This is a genomic window from Leptospiraceae bacterium, from assembly GCA_024233835.1.
In the GTDB taxonomy this organism is placed as follows: Bacteria; Spirochaetota; Leptospiria; order Leptospirales; family Leptospiraceae; genus JACKPC01.
The window spans coordinates 22,919-38,727 of sequence record JACKPC010000006.1; the positions used below are offsets into that span (position 1 = coordinate 22,919).

A 15,809-nucleotide genomic window follows, 5' to 3' on the forward strand; every position below is an offset into this window, starting at 1 on the left:
AAAATTAGTTTTTTTTAAACATTTATATACTATATTAAAAGTATTACTTTTATCTAAAAAAGGTTATATTTTTTCATTTTTCTTACAAGTTCAAAGTCTGACTTGTAAAAGTAGAAATTTTATTGTGCTATACAAAGCGATACAAAGAAAAAACTGGTTTATATGAGATTATTTACAGGAATAGATCTTCCATTAGAGACGAAAGAAGAATTAGAGTCAATCGTATATGGCTTAGAAGGTGTTAAAGTCGTCAAAAAAGAAAACTTTCACATTACTCTAAGCTTTTTAGGAGAAGTAGAGCAAAAGAGAATTGCAGATATATCAGAAGCTCTTTCTGAAGTAAACTCTTCTCATTTTTCACTTTCCGGTAAAGGCTGCGGAACCTTCATGATGAATGATGGTTCGGGAGTAATTTTTTTTCGCTTATATGAAAACCCGCTTTTAACACAGGTTCAAAAGGCGCAGGAAAAGATCCTGAGAAGTCTCGGATTTCGCTTAAAAAAACAATCCTATGTGCCTCACATTACCCTCGGAAGGTTTAAATCGATTCCGCCCGGCTTACCGGAATATTTAGAAGAAAATGCAAATATTTCAATAGAAATACCGGAAATCGATGAATTTCAGCTTTTTTCCAGTGTTTTAAAAAAGGAAGGAGCTATCTATAAAATTGAAGAAGTTTTTTCTTTCTTTTAAATTTTCATTCTTGCATAGAATGGGTAGTATGAGAAAGTTCGAATTGAGGAAATGGGATTTTGAAACTGAAAATCACACAATTAGTGAATATCTTAAGAATGATCGATGAGGATATTGACTTACTTAAAGATACGATAGAAAAAATTCCTAACAACCGAACTTATTCTGAGAATATCACCCGGACTATAAATTCAGAAATTGAAGGTCTGGAAAATAAAAAAGATAAGATACTTTCTTTATCTATAGATATTCCGGATGAAGTATTAGAACAGGCCTCTACAAAAAAAGATTTGGAGAAGAAAAATCCCAATCTTTCCAGGGATGTCGAGTCTCTTATTGAAAAAAAGCTTGAATCTATCCCCAAACAAAAACAAGAAATCCAGATTAAAAAGACAGAAAAACATGCTTTCAGGTACTAACATGAAATTACAATATATAGGTATCGTATGCATTCTACTAGGACTGCATACCTGTTCACCATCATCCAATACCCCCCTTGCTAGTTTTGAGGGAGGGAATGTTACTATTCAAGAATTCCGTAATTTTTATAAGGCCAGCGGTCTTTCCGGTAGAGGAAATAAACCGGCACTTAAAGACCAGATTTCTATCCTTGAAGCCATAGCTTTACGTGAAATTGCCTACATCGATGCCGATAAAAAAGGTCTGACTCGTAATAAAGAGTTTACAGATGTACTATCTGTAGCAGAAAAACAGATAATTTCCAATGTTTACAGGCAAGAATTTTCAGAAAAAGCTTCATCTGATAAGCAGGCTGAATTTGCAGTAATTCAATTTTCTTATATTCGACGAAATCCGGATAAATCAGCCAATCAAAAAAAAGCAGATGAACAATTAAAACAACTCAAAGCCATGAAGCAGGATTCTGAGATTTATTCCTTCATGAGAGAAAATACCGAAGAAAATGGAAGAAAACCTATTGGTGGCATATTAGAACCTTTTTGTATTTCCTGTGGTACCAATCCCTTATACGAAATTTTTTCTGAAGGGATAAAAAGCGGAAATAAAGATTTTTTTATCTCAAAAGATCCGGATTCAAACCTTTACGTATATCGCGTGCTGGAAAAAGACAAAGTCAAGCTTTCTGAGTTAAAGACATATTTTAGCAAGAAATTAAATGAATTAAGAGGTCTGGCAGAAGCTTTTAAAAAAAATGCAAAACCGGAAGAACAGGGTTTAGCAAAATATTATTCTGAAACCGGTAATGCCTTTGAAACGAAAGTTAACCGGACAGTAGAGCACTATAAAAACCAAATCGAGGTACAAATCTGGATTGATGAATATGATAGAATTAAAAAAAGTTCAGGTTTTTCATTTAATCCTCTTTTTGAAGGTAAGGATCCCTCCTCTATTAAACCGGAACAGGTTTCTGAAGAAGATAAGCTATTTACCATAGGTCAAAAAGATTATACCCTGAAGGATGTTTCAGAAGAATTTGAAAAAGTAAGAATCAAGACTCCAGGAATGGATTCTCGAAGACTTTTCTCTGAAAAAATGGGGTTTTTATACAACATTTACATTCCTTCCCTTCTTATTAATTCCTTAAAAGAAGCTGCAACTATTCGCTCCGGGGAACGTTTTAAAGTGCGAATGGAACTACTAAAAAATGATATAGCCTGGAATCTTTTTCTAAAAAATGCACATGAAAAAGAAATTATCATCAGTGACAAAGATTTAAAAGAGACTTATGAAGCAGGTAAAATGTATTCTTATCTCGATGAAGAAAAGAAAAAGCAGGGAAAGTCAGTCCCTTTGCCCTTTGAAAAAGTAAAAGATAAAATAATGTTTGAATTAAAAAATTCCCGCATGAAAAAGTTGCAGGAAGAAGCAATTGAAACACTAAAGAAAACTTATAAACTTCAGATTCATCAGGATAAATTTAAAGAAGGTGTTCTTTAAACTATGAAAAAACTTGGCTTTATTGGCTTTGGTAATATGGGAAAGGCAATTGCTTTTCCCATAAAAGAGAAATTTACGATTTATATTTTTGATCCATTTGTTAAAAAATCGGAAAACTACATTTTTCTGGATAGTTTAGAAGCCCTTTTTGAAGCAGTAGACACCATTCTACTTTGTGTCAAGCCAGCTCAGGTACCTTCTGTTCTGCATCAACTTTCCAGACCGATGAATATCATATCTATTGCTGCCGGAGTTTCCATTCAAAGCATAAGAGAGAACTCTCCGGAAGGTTCAAAGATAATTCGGGTAATGCCAAACCTTGCTGTTCAGGTTGCTGAGGGAGCCAGCGCTTACTACGGAGAAGAGAGCTTATACCCTTTAGTGGAAGAAATTTTTTCCTCTTCCGGTATTTCACTTTCTCTTACAAGTGAAAGTCTAATGGATGCAGTCACCGGCCTGTCCGGTTCCGGCCCGGCTTTTGTTTTTTCCTTCATACATTCCCTGGCAGAAGGAGGAGTTAAATGTGGCTTGACCTATCCCCAGGCGCTTAGATTAGCTATACAAACCGTAAAGGGTAGCTCCATACTTCTGGAGGAAGAACTCAAGAATAATCCGGAAACTCATCCCTATGTGCTAAGAAACCGAGTCAGCTCCCCCGGTGGAACTACTATTTACGGACTATCTAAACTGGAAAAAAATGCCTTCTCTCATGCAATTATAGAAGCTGTTGAAGAAGCCAGCAAAAGAAGTAAAGAACTGGGGAAATCCTAAACTAAACCACTTACCTTTTATAAGCCCTCACTTTTTCAGAGAAGTAGGCGATCCATCACCGGTTCGCTTACGTTTAAATAAAAGTTCCCGACTTTTATGAAGGGATACTCTTTTTTCCAAAAAATCTCTTGTCATATTTTAATCATGGATATAAAAAAGAAAAACTGTGAGGTATTTATTTGTGAGAAGTATTAAAGGAAGGCTGATTGCTGGATATAGTTCAATTTTTATCCTGGTTTTACTGACCGGTTTATCGGGTTTTTTTGGAATTAATTCCATTTCAAAGAAAGTCAGTTTTATAACCCAGGAAGACACTCAATTTTTAAAAGAGCTTGCTGAGCTAAGGATAAATATACTAAACCTCAGGCGTTATGAGAAAGATATTCTTCTAAACCTGGAAGACAAAAACAAAGTAAAATCCTACTATACAAAATGGGAAGTTCATTCTAAAAACTCCAGAGACTTGATTTCTGCATTAAATAAACGAATTCGAAAAGAAAGATACAGTAACAGTAAGAATCGAGATTTCCTGGAAAACATACCTTCTTTATTTTTAAAATATACAGATAATATGCAATTACTTTATTCGAATATATCATCTGATAAATTAAAAAATTCTACAGCTGCAAATCTCAGTCTACTGAGTTCCAAAGAAGCAATTTATTCTATAGAAGATGGACTGGATACTGTTTCAAAAGAAATTAATACGACTATTCTCCAAAATGATACCTATATAAATAGTTTTTCTTTTTCACTATCTACCCTCTTAATAATTCTTACCTTCCTATCTTTGGTAATCTGCATTACAATTAGTGTAACTACATATAGATCGATAGATAGACCCCTTTCGGAACTTTTGGATACTATCGTATTTATTTCTAAAAAAGGAATTCTTTCAAAACGAGTTAAAAATCCGGGTAAAGATGAAATTGGAGAAGTCTCCCTTGCCTTAAATACTATGCTCAATATTCTTGAAAACTTAATATTTGAAATGAATAAAATGTCTTCTCAACACGATGAAGGAGATATTGATGTAAAAATTGATATTACAAAATTTGAGGGAGATTATCAAATTGTAGCGGAGGGAATCAATAATATGGTTTTCGGCCATATCGCGGTAAAAAAGAAAGCCATGGCCTGTGTAAAAGAATTTGGAGAAGGTAATTTTGATGCTCCCCTCGAAACCTTTCCCGGCAAAAAAGCGTTTATCAATGAAATCATTGAACAGGTCAGGAGTAATCTTAAAACACTAATATTCGAAATGAATAAAATGTCTTCTTTACATGATGAAGGAGATATTGATGTAAAAATTCCCACAGAGTCATTTAAAGGCGATTATAAAACAATGGCGGAGGGAATCAATAATATGGTTTTCGGCCATATCGCGGTAAAAAAGAAAGCCATGGCCTGTGTCAAAGAATTCGGAAAAGGAAACTTCGATGCTCCCCTCGAAACCTTTCCCGGCAAAAAAGCTTTTATCAATGAAATCATTGAACAGGTCAGGGGTAACCTCAAAAACCTTATCAATGATGCAAATTTTCTTTCTGAAGCTGCTATCAGGGGAGAATTAGAAGTTCGGGCTGACGCAAATCGTCACTATGGTGATTTTAAGAGAATTATAGAAGGAGTAAACCAAACTCTCGATGCAGTAATAAAACCTTTACAGGAATCTTCCCTGGTTCTCCAAGAATTATCTCATGGCAACCTCGACGTATCGGTAGACGGTACATACCACGGAGACCATGCCATTATTAAAAATTCACTAAATGCTACTATCGATTCTTTCAATGAACTTATCAGTGAAATATTAAATGCTGCCGAACAGATATTAGTAAGTTCTAAACAGGTAGCCGATTCGAGTCAATCCTTATCACAGGGCTCTACAGAACAGGCCTCCAGTGTTGACGAGATCACAAGTACTCTCCGGGCTATCGAAGAACAGGCGAACCTCAACGCAAAGATGGCAGAGGATGTTAGTCAGCAGGCAAATGAAGTAAAAGGACAGGCCTTAAAGGGAAATACGGAGATGAAGTCTATGTTAACGGCAATGACAGAAATCACCGAAACTTCAGAAAATATTGCAAAGATTATCAAAGAAATTGATGCCATTGCCTTTCAAACCAATATCCTGGCTTTAAACGCAGCAGTAGAAGCGGCCAGAGCCGGACAACACGGAAAAGGCTTCAATGTAGTTGCAGAAGAAGTTCGTAACCTTGCTTCTCGAAGTGCAACCGCTGCAAAAGAAACAGCAGGACTGATTGAAGGTGCCATTAAGAAAGTCAATGTAGGTACAGAAATCGCCAATCGTACCGCCGGGGTTTTGAACGAAATGACGGAAGGTGTGGTGAAAGTAAGCGGTCTTGTAAAAAATATTGCTTCTGCTTCCATAGAACAATCAGCAAGTGTAGCTGAGTCTACTACAGGTGTAAACCAGATATCAGAAGTCGCGATGAATGTAGCGGCAACTGCAGAAGAAAGTTCAGCCGCAAGCATTGAACTTGCCAGCCAGGCAGAATCATTCAGAAATATGGTAAAACGATTTAAAATTAAAAATAGTTCAGCTGCCGGTAAAAGAAAAATCGAGTTACACTGATTTCATCTCTTCACTTTTTTTTAAGAATCCTTGTAAATTTACCAGGATTCTTAAAAAAAGAAATATCCCTCATTCTCCTCTTTACGATCCTGAAATCTGAAATAAATTCATGAGAGAATCTTTTTATAAAATTAGAATACATAATTGGCCGAATAGTTCAAGACTCTATTACCTGTCTCGAAATTTATAATGATTCTAATTATCAACATATAAGCATTTATGATATATATTTGCTTTTTTGTTCGTTTTTTAGTTGAATTTATTTCATAACTTAACATATATGGTAAACATCTTATTCCATCGATAAGGGAGGCAGGCCTTTGCTGTCTTTAAACAGATCCTTACTTTTTCTTTTTTCTCTTCTTTTCGTTCTTTCCTGTAACAAATTCAATTCATCCTCAAAAAAGGACAACTCCATCCGCCTCCTACAACTAAGCAGAAACCAGGATAAAACGGAAACAAAGCTTTCTATCCGGGGTCGCCTGACTGACTCTTCCGGTGTTTACATCCTGGATTACACCAATAATCGTGCCTTATATTATCCCGGCACAAGTACAACAGCGACAGTTGTCTGGGGACAGGGTGGTAGCTTTACTACGGGAACTGCAAATAACGGCGGAATCAGTGCAGGTAGCTTACAGACACCTTATAGCATACGAAAAGGTGCTGATGGCCTATATATTTCGGATTATAAAAACAATCGTGTGTTATTTTATTAAAATGAATAAAGGAGAAAAAATGGAGAATAGTATTGAATATATCCTCATGGGAATTTTTAATATTTATATAGTATTTAATATTTTTAGTGCAATTAAATTTGGAAAAATATATACTTTTAAAAGAATATATACTAAAGAGGACAATCCTAACGGTTTTAAGGTCGGATTGATTGCATTTCTCATCACAGGGATCATCTTTGTTCCCTATACTTCTATAAATATTTACAGATACCTGACATCGCTTTTTTAGAGCTTAAAAGGAAATACTTGAGTGAAAAAATCATTCCAACTATTTATTCTCATCTTTATATCCGCTTTTTCGTTATTTACTGAGGAAAAGAAAACCGATACTGAGTTACGCGAAAATAATTTTATCTACCTTGATAAAAGTAAAAAGCCAGTTTTAGGAAAGCTGCTCTTTGATAAAAATAAACAGCGTAAGTCTCTCACTTTTTTTTCAGAGGATACCGACCCCAAAAAACTACTTAAGAGTGATCTTGATGGTATCAGTAAAATGGAATATTCTTTAAATGAGATGAGTGTTTTTTTCGAAGCAAAGGAATACAACAGCGAAGGGAAACTCACCTTTACTCATCAGCTAAAATATGATGATAAATTTGGATGGGAATATCATTCTTTTGATAAAAATAAGGAAGACACTCCCGATTTTTTTACTGAGGCAGAAAAGAAAAACATATTCTATCAAAAACAGAAGTTCGATTTTGATGGTAATCCTATTCATTCAGAGTATCTCGACAAAAATGGTGAAGCGATACTTTTCTCCGGTATTCACAGCATCTATCGCAACTGGGATAAAGCCGGTAACCTAATCTTAGAAGAGTTTAGGAATAAACAGGGCGAGTTAGAAAATAACCGGTATGGTTATGCCAAAGTCATTGCTACTTTCAATAAGCAAGGTCTACCCACTGAAAAATCGTATTATGACAAATCGGGAATGCTTACCGGCAATAACAATAATAATGGAGTGGCAAAAGAATTTTACAGCTACAACCAAAAAGGACAAGTACTGGAAATGATTCTATTAGATAAGGATCATGCTCTAAAAAACAATCAGGATTTCATTGCCAAATATTCCTTTGATTATGATAGCAATGGAAATATGAGTAGAGTCGAATATAGAAATGAAAATGCAAAGTTACAGGCTAATCCTGATTATATTGCCAGAGAAATTTTTACCTTTGATGAAAACAACCATCTTATCAGCCAAAAGAACTATTTACAAAACGGTCTACCCGCAGAAAAAGAAGGAGTTTTTGAAACAAAGTATAGCTATGATACTTACGGCAGGATACTAACAAAAGAATTTGTCCGTGCAGATGGCATGCCTGCCGCTAAGAACGAAGGGATTGCAAAATATGAAATCACTTACGACAAAACCTGCTCGCAAGTTCGCGGAGTGTTACAAAAGGGAATACAGGAAAAGAAAAAACAATTGAGTTTTTTTAATAGAGAACAGTACTTTAAAAATTTTCCAGATCCTATTTTGAATCCAAAAGAGAGATGTGTAGATAGTATTACAACATTTGATCAGGAAAGCAAAGCTATTGCCAATCGTCAGGGTGTATTTCGCACAGAATACCATTATACAAGTAAAAAGCAGGAATATCTGTATACAAAGTTTTATGATATCGAGAATCGATTACTGCGTTCCTCTATTAAATATGGTTGGGTGAAAAAGCATGATAATAAGATGAATTTTTATGGTGATCTCGAAGGAAATCCAATTTTAAGAGAATACTACGATAATTATATGCTTACAACGAATCCAAGCTGGAAATATGCTCGAATTGTAAATAAATACGACGAAAAGGGAAATGAAATCTTAGAGGCGTATTACGATGAAAATAACAAACCCGTTTCCGACGGTAACTATGCCAGGAAAGTTTGTAAATACGACAAACAGGGTAATGAAATATTAAGAGAATACTATGATGCAAATAACAGGCTTGTCAATACATGGGTAGGTTATGCAAAGGCAGTATTTAAGTATGATAAAAATGGAAATACAATCTCTAAAGAATATTATAAAAATAGTGGAGAGGCAGATAAAATTACTTACAAAAGAGTGGTCTATCAATATGACACCGAAGGGAATCATGTTTCAACAGAATACTATGATAAAAATGGTAAACTCATGACCGACGAAGAAGGCTATGCCAGAGTGGTCTATCAGCATGATAACAGAGGGAATCTTGTTTCAAAAGAATACTATAATGAAAATGGTAAACTGAAGACCCCCGAAGAAGGCTATGCCAGAGTGGTCTATCAATATGACACCGAAGGGAATCATGTTTCAACAGAATACTATGATAATAAGAATAAACTCATTTTAAATAAAAGTAAAGGCTATGCCAGGGCTGTTTACCAATTTGATAAAAAGGGCAAGCAAATCCTCGAAGAATATTATGACCAGAATAATAAAATGATTTTTCTGAAAGATGAAGGCTATGCCAGAATGGTGAAACAATTTGATGAAAAAGGGAAGCAAATCTTAGAAGCGTATTATGGCAGTGATAATAAACTCATGAATAGAGAAGGAATCATATATGGATATGCTAAAAAGCTAAACAAGTATGATAATAAGGGAAATAAGATTTTAGAAGAATATTATGATAAGGATAACAAACTTATTTTTGTTAAGAATGCGGGCTATGCCAAAAAGATAAATCAGTATGATGAAAAAGGAAATCAAACCTTAGAAGAAAACTATGACGAGAATAATAAACTTTCTTTTAGAAGAGTATCAAAGTACAATCACATGGGAAAATTAATTCTACAAGAAAACTATGGTGCAAATAACAAATTTTTGGGTAGAAATGTATTTCAGTATGACAAAATGGGAAATCAAATATTGGCAGAATACTATGATGCAAATAATGAACTTGTCAACCCGGCAGGTTATGGCTATGCCAGAAGAATATCTAAGTATGATAAAAAAGGGAATGAAATTTTAAGAGAATACTATGACAAAAATAAAAAGCTCACAAGAACTCCTTACTCCGGTACAATAACTATTCACAGATATGACCATAGTTGTCAGGACTCGTTAGAGAGTATCTATTATTCCCCGATAAACAATCTTGAAAAGGAAATTAAAGCCAAAAAAGAAACTAAAACCACATTGAAAAACGATGTTCAAAAAGAGAAGCAAGGTAGAACAATTAGTAAGCTGGAAAGAAAACTAAGAGCGTTAAAAGAGCAAAAAGAAACAGAAAGCAAAAACTGTATTCTTCTTTCAGAAGCATACGATAAGAATGGAAATTTGATGGAGAGAATCGAACGCTCTGCTTATTCTCAGTTAAAAACAATAGAAAAGACGATAAAGTTTGCAACTAAAACAGAAAATCAAAAATCACAACATCTTCTAAAGAACGCAGAATACTACCTCTACTTTCCAAACCCAAAAGGATCTCAGGGCAAAAATTTTATCAAGCTCAGTTTGGATAAGCTTTATCGTCCGATAAAAATCGAATTCTTGCCCACAAGCAATATGCAAGAACAAATGGAGTCAAAATTTAAAAAAGTTTTTAAAGAATATTAGAAGCAATGGCTCGGCAACAATTGAAAACGTTACCGGCTTGATAAAGAAGGAAATTTATAATGATTCTAATTATCAACATATAACCATTTATGATATATGTTTGCTTTTTTTATTTATTTTTCATTGTATTTATTTCATAATGCAATTGTTATGGTAAGCATCTTATGCCATTGATTAGGGAGGCAAGGCCTTTGCTGTCTTTAAACAGATCCTTACTTTTTCTTTTTTCTCTTCTTTTCACTCTTTCTTGTAGCAAAACCAATTCATCCTCAGGAAAGGACAATTCCATCCGTCTCTTACAACTAAGCAAAAACCAGAATACAACGGAAACAAAGTTGTATCTCTCGATAAAGGGACAGCTAAAGGTTGCTTAATGGGAAGCCCATGCCCTACACCCTATTAAGCCAGAGTAGTACGGGTTTAAGCACAGGTGTCACCTCTATTTGCCTGGGTCTTCAGTGAGGTGACTTCTATTAGCCGGAGACTTAAGTCTCTGGCTAGATTAGTAATAATTTAATAATAAACATGAGGTAAAAATGATTAAAAAAAAGATAACTCTCCTATTTATAACAACAGCTCTTTTTCATTGCAACAAGGCAAATGTAGAAGATACCAACTCAAAAGCTTTAGAGCTTGTTCTGGCAACTCAGGAGCAAATCACATCGAATGCAACTTCTCCAACAGACCCTGCTTCTACAACAGACCCTGCTTCTACAACAGACCCTGCTTCTACAACAGACCCTGCTTCTACAACAGATCCTACTTCTACAACAGATCCTACTTCTACAACAGATCCTACTTCTACAACAGATCCTACTTCTACAACAGATCCTACTTCTACAACAGATCCTACTTCTACAACAGATCCTACTTCTACAACAAAGACAGCACCTACAATCAGTTATAACGGTTCACCGTTTATTTACATCAGTGGAATAGCTATCACGAATTTGGGTCCAACTTTAGGTGGTGATACACCAACAAGCTGTAGCAGTTCGCCGGAACTACCCACCGGATTGAGCTTGGATAATTCTACCTGTGTTCTCAGCGGAACCCCTACTTCGACAAACACCACTACAGATTTTACCATTACCGCTTCCAATTCCGGCGGTAGCAATTCGGCAACTATTAATATAACAGTCCAGGCACTTTCTATTAGCTATGCGGCTTCTCCGTTTACCTATGTAAGAAATACTACCATTGATGATATTGTACCTACAATAAAAGGAGATGCACCTACAAGTTGTAGTATCACTCCGGACTTACCTTCAACACTAAGCTTTAACAATACCAACTGTGTGATAAGCAGTGTAGTATCTGATACTACCAGTATCTGTCGCAGGGGTTGCACCAGTACAATAGATTATACAATAACAGCCACTAATGCAAAGGGTAGCAATACAACCGTAATCACGATTACCTACCAATGATAAACAGCCTGTTTTAACGGCTTAAGCTACTATAAAAAAGCCCCAGACCTAAAACAGATTTTTTTTGTCCAACGTGGAAAGGATGGGGTTCAATATCTGAATTTTTTTTAAAAATCCTAGTAATTTTACTAGGATTCTTAAAAAAAGAAATATCCTTCATTCTCTTCTTTACTATCCTGAAATCTGAAATAGATTCATGAGAGTAACTTTTTATATAATTAGAGTATATAATTGGCCGAATGGTTCATGACCCTATTATCGACCTCTAAATTTATAATGATTCTAAATATCAATATAAAGCCATTTATGATATATATTTACTTTTTTTAATTATTTTTTAATTGAATTTATTTCATAATGCAATTGTTGTGGTAAGCATCTTATGCCATTGATTAGGGAGGCAGGCCTTTGCTGTTTTTATTTTTTCTTTTTTCTCTTCTTTTCGCTCTTTCCTGTAGCGTAGCTACCTACACTCAGTTCCTCAAGATTATTAATAAATAGCTTTATGCGAATTTTACAATATACTAAAAAGGAAACTCAGATGAAGAAATTACTAATCTTGGGAGATTTATACGTATATGACAGACTATCCGTCTTAAAAGGAAAATATGAATATTGAAGCTATTATAGAAAAAAGCCTTATGTTGCTTGAAGAGAAACGTAAAGAATACTTTATGTCGGCACTGAAAATAATAAGTGGTATTTATATACTCTATTTTGCATTCGTGACGTATGCTGTGATGCAATCGCTACCTATCTCCTTACCGGTTCTCATCATTTCCGGGTTCTTTGTTATGCTGATCGCTTTCATTATAGTAACATTAATCAAATCCAATAAATTTACCGCTTATTATAAAGAGGCACTTATCACTCCGCTTGTCGGACAGCTTTTTCCAGAACTGACTTATGATGCAAAAGGACACATATCAGAAATTGATTTCGAACGAAGTTCGCTGTTTCGAGGCTTCAATCGTTATTATGGTGATGACTATTTTGAAGGAACGATTAACGGCAATCAGATTTCATTTTCTGAACTCTATGTTGCACAGGAAAGTCGAAGAAATCACGGAACTTCAAGTACAAGGGTAATTTTTAAAGGAGTATTCGCGCAGCTTAAATGCAGCTCACTCTCTGTTTCAAAACCTATCACCATTAAGGCAAACAGAGGAGAGGTTTTTAATGTACTTCCATCTTTCATAAAAGGATTCATCGAAAAGTTTATGCCTGATTATGGGCCACAGATTACTATTGGTGATTCAGCATTTGATAGCGAATACACCGTTCACTGTGATGATGAAGCATTAGTGCATGAGCTGATAACTGATGAGTTCATTGCAGGTCTGAATAGTTTAACTGATCGTGCTGAAGCTCTCTATGATAAAAAGGAGATGCAGTCAACAGCGTCAATACGATTTGCAGGTAACGAGATATTTATTGCCATACCTTCAAAAGAGATTTTTACGGTACGTTTTTACAGATCCCTGCTTGGAACAAAAGATTCTATAATACAGTACTGTGATCTGGTTAAAGAATTAATGAATTTTGCGAAGATATTTAAATAAAATATCTGTAGAAAGAGAACTCAAAATGGCGAGCAAAGAAGGAACAGGCAAGAAAAAAGTTTGGACAGCCGAAGATAAATAGTTTTATGCGAATTTTAAAATATACTAAACAGGAAACTCAGATGAAGAAATTACTAATCTATCTTTCAGCAGTTTTGCTTGTAGCAAACTGTAAAAAAGACAATAAGGATGATAAAGATCTACTGTTAGGAGCTACCGTACTGGCTTCTCAATCAGCAGTGGCCAGCAGTTCCAACAAGACGGTAATCACCGGCAGTCTAAAAGACTCCAATGGTAATGTTTTAGCAGGTGCCACCCTGACTATAACAGATAGCAGCGGCAATGCAGTAACTGTCACCACGGACAGCAAGGGTCTGTATACGGTAACTTTAGCCAGCGGCACCTACTCTGTCTCGGTAAAAAATTCCGCCGGAGCAGAGACAGGTACTTACTCCCTTTCAGTAAACGGAAATTATCTTTCCAATGTAACGGTATCGAATGCCAGTGGTGTAACAGCTAAGATAGAAGGCGCTTCCAGACCTTCGGTCGAACTTTTCGGCACCTTAAAGGATACGAGCGGGAATCTTCTTAGCAATGCAACGATAAGCATTAGTAATTTGAATTCTACAAGTCCTTCCTGGCTTCAGAGGGCAACTGATTCAACGTCTAAAACCCTCAGCACTTCCAAAACCGACACCAATGGAAAGTTTAAAGCCTATTTGCAAACAGGTGCCAGTTATAAACTCAATGTGAAAAAGGCAGACAATACAAATGCCGGGAGCTTAGAGGTTAGTGTTACAGGAACCGATAGTTCTGGTATCTCCGTCACAAATCAAACAGGGCTGGCTGCAAGTCTTGATTCTGCGAAAGAAGCCAATACGAAGGTAGGAGGCACATTAACAGATTCTAATAATACCTCTTTGAGCAATACTACTGTAAACATTAAAGATTCCGAGGGCAATGTAGTCGTACAAACCACTACCGATGCAAGTGGTAACTATACCGCTGTTTTACCTGCCGGCCAAACCTATACGGCAAGCACTACTACGGAAAGTGGTTCCACCGGTTCTTTTGATGTTGCGGTAACAGGAACCAGCACAGATTCAGTGAGTACATCGAATGCTACCGACATTACAACCACGATTACTGCTGTTACTGAAATTTCAGGCGCAAGTACAGAAACTACAGGAACCCAAACGCTAACCTACACCCTGGGTGGAACTGTTTCCGGTTTAAATGGCACCCTTGTTCTACAAAACTATTCCGCCAATGACACAACCATCACGGCAGATGGAAACTTCACCTTTGCCACAGCCCTCAGTACAGGTAGTAGCTACTCGGTAACAGTAAAAACTCAGCCAACAGGCCAGACCTGTTCAGTTACCAATGGAACTGGAACTATCAGTGCTATAGTATCCAATGTAACGGTAACCTGTGCTACCATTACTTACACAATCGGTGGAACCGTTTCCGGCCTGAGTGGAAGTGTTATCTTACAAAATAACAGTGGTGATGATAAAACCATCACAGCAGATGGAAACTTTTCTTTTGCAACAGCTATTAATTATAATACAACTTATAGTGTAACGATAAAGACCCAACCAACAGGCCAGTCTTGCTCTGTAAGCAGTGGTAACGGGACAGCCACAGACAATGTGACAAATGTAAGTGTGACCTGTGTTAGTGTATATACCATAGGTGGAACTGTTAGCGGATTAACTGCAAGTGGATTAGTCTTACAAAATAATAGTGGAAATGATTTAACAATTGAATCCGGTGCAAACAATTTCGTATTTAGTACGAGCCTGTTCGGTGGTGGAACGTATTCAGTAAGTATATTAACCCAACCAAGCGGGCATATTTGTAAAATAAGCAATGGAAGCGGGACAGCAAATGCTAATGTAACTAATATAAATGTGAGTTGCTGTGCAATGGCCACAGAAACTTACGATTGGGGAACATTTACTGACCAATGTAACGGAACGGTGAAGTTTGTAGGATTAGATGGTACTTTTGCTGGAACGGTTTATTCAGCACAAACCTTAATATTTATGAAATGCACGCAGGGACAACAGTGGAATAGTACAACAAATGATTGCACAGGTACAGGAAGTTCTGGAGATAATTATGGAGCAGATAATAGCAAGAAAGAATATTGCCCTTCTGGTAGTACTTGTGATAATGGAACAATACTAACCAGTGGACCTTCATTTGATAGTTGTAATACTTTAGATTTTGCAGGCAAAACCAATTGGCGTGTCCCAACCATAAATGAGATAAGGACAATTATTCATTGCACCGATAAAACCATACCACAAAACGGATCAAGCTGTGGAACTAACAATTACACCACACCGGCAATAAGTAATTTATTTCCTAATACTGCTGTTGCTACCTTTTACTGGTCATCAAGCCCCTTTGGTTCTCCGGAGGCACTTCGTACCGACTTCACCACTGGTGCTATCGGCTCCTTCTATAAATCTACTTTGTTATACGTCCGTTGTGTCAGTGGACCTTAATTCAACTCAGTAAACTACTTTGCTGCTCGATAAGAGTGGCAAA

The 15,809-nt window shown here is 36.1% G+C and carries 11 protein-coding genes; all 11 read left to right on the forward strand.

The genetic code is table 11. The features are described from left to right. Positions 1-162 precede the first annotated feature (162 nt). Positions 163-693 (forward strand): RNA 2',3'-cyclic phosphodiesterase, encoded by a 531-nt coding sequence (gene thpR / locus H7A25_22605; protein ID MCP5502707.1) that lies wholly within the window; start codon positions 163-165, stop codon positions 691-693. A 59-nt stretch (positions 694-752) separates the two neighbouring features. Then, positions 753-1,112 (forward strand): hypothetical protein, encoded by a 360-nt coding sequence (locus tag H7A25_22610; protein ID MCP5502708.1) that lies wholly within the window; start codon positions 753-755, stop codon positions 1,110-1,112. 1 nt (position 1,113) lies between these two features. Further along, positions 1,114-2,610 (forward strand): hypothetical protein, encoded by a 1,497-nt coding sequence (locus H7A25_22615; GenBank protein ID MCP5502709.1) that lies wholly within the window; start codon positions 1,114-1,116, stop codon positions 2,608-2,610. 3 nt (positions 2,611-2,613) lie between these two features. Further along, positions 2,614-3,381 carry a pyrroline-5-carboxylate reductase gene (gene proC / locus H7A25_22620; protein ID MCP5502710.1) on the forward strand — a complete coding sequence of 256 codons (768 nt, stop codon included), beginning with the start codon at positions 2,614-2,616 and terminating at the stop codon, positions 3,379-3,381. Between the two features lie 181 nt (positions 3,382-3,562). Further along, positions 3,563-5,974 carry a HAMP domain-containing protein gene (locus tag H7A25_22625; GenBank protein ID MCP5502711.1) on the forward strand — a complete coding sequence of 804 codons (2,412 nt, stop codon included), beginning with the start codon at positions 3,563-3,565 and terminating at the stop codon, positions 5,972-5,974. Between the two features lie 320 nt (positions 5,975-6,294). Beyond that, complete coding sequence (locus H7A25_22630) at positions 6,295-6,693, forward strand: hypothetical protein (protein MCP5502712.1); 399 nt, start codon at positions 6,295-6,297, stop codon at positions 6,691-6,693. A 19-nt stretch (positions 6,694-6,712) separates the two neighbouring features. Next, positions 6,713-6,943 (forward strand): hypothetical protein, encoded by a 231-nt coding sequence (locus H7A25_22635; protein ID MCP5502713.1) that lies wholly within the window; start codon positions 6,713-6,715, stop codon positions 6,941-6,943. Positions 6,944-6,964: 21 nt separating this feature from the next. Beyond that, a complete protein-coding gene (locus tag H7A25_22640; GenBank protein MCP5502714.1) occupies positions 6,965-10,255 on the forward strand; it encodes an RHS repeat protein in 3,291 nt (1,096 codons plus the stop codon). Between the two features lie 536 nt (positions 10,256-10,791). Further along, positions 10,792-11,685 (forward strand): putative Ig domain-containing protein, encoded by an 894-nt coding sequence (locus H7A25_22645; protein ID MCP5502715.1) that lies wholly within the window; start codon positions 10,792-10,794, stop codon positions 11,683-11,685. A gap of 608 nt (positions 11,686-12,293) precedes the next feature. Beyond that, positions 12,294-13,247 carry a DUF3137 domain-containing protein gene (locus H7A25_22650; GenBank protein ID MCP5502716.1) on the forward strand — a complete coding sequence of 318 codons (954 nt, stop codon included), beginning with the start codon at positions 12,294-12,296 and terminating at the stop codon, positions 13,245-13,247. 122 nt (positions 13,248-13,369) lie between these two features. Beyond that, positions 13,370-15,766, forward strand: coding sequence for a carboxypeptidase regulatory-like domain-containing protein (locus tag H7A25_22655; GenBank protein MCP5502717.1), 2,397 nt, complete (start codon positions 13,370-13,372; stop codon positions 15,764-15,766). Positions 15,767-15,809 lie beyond the last annotated feature (43 nt).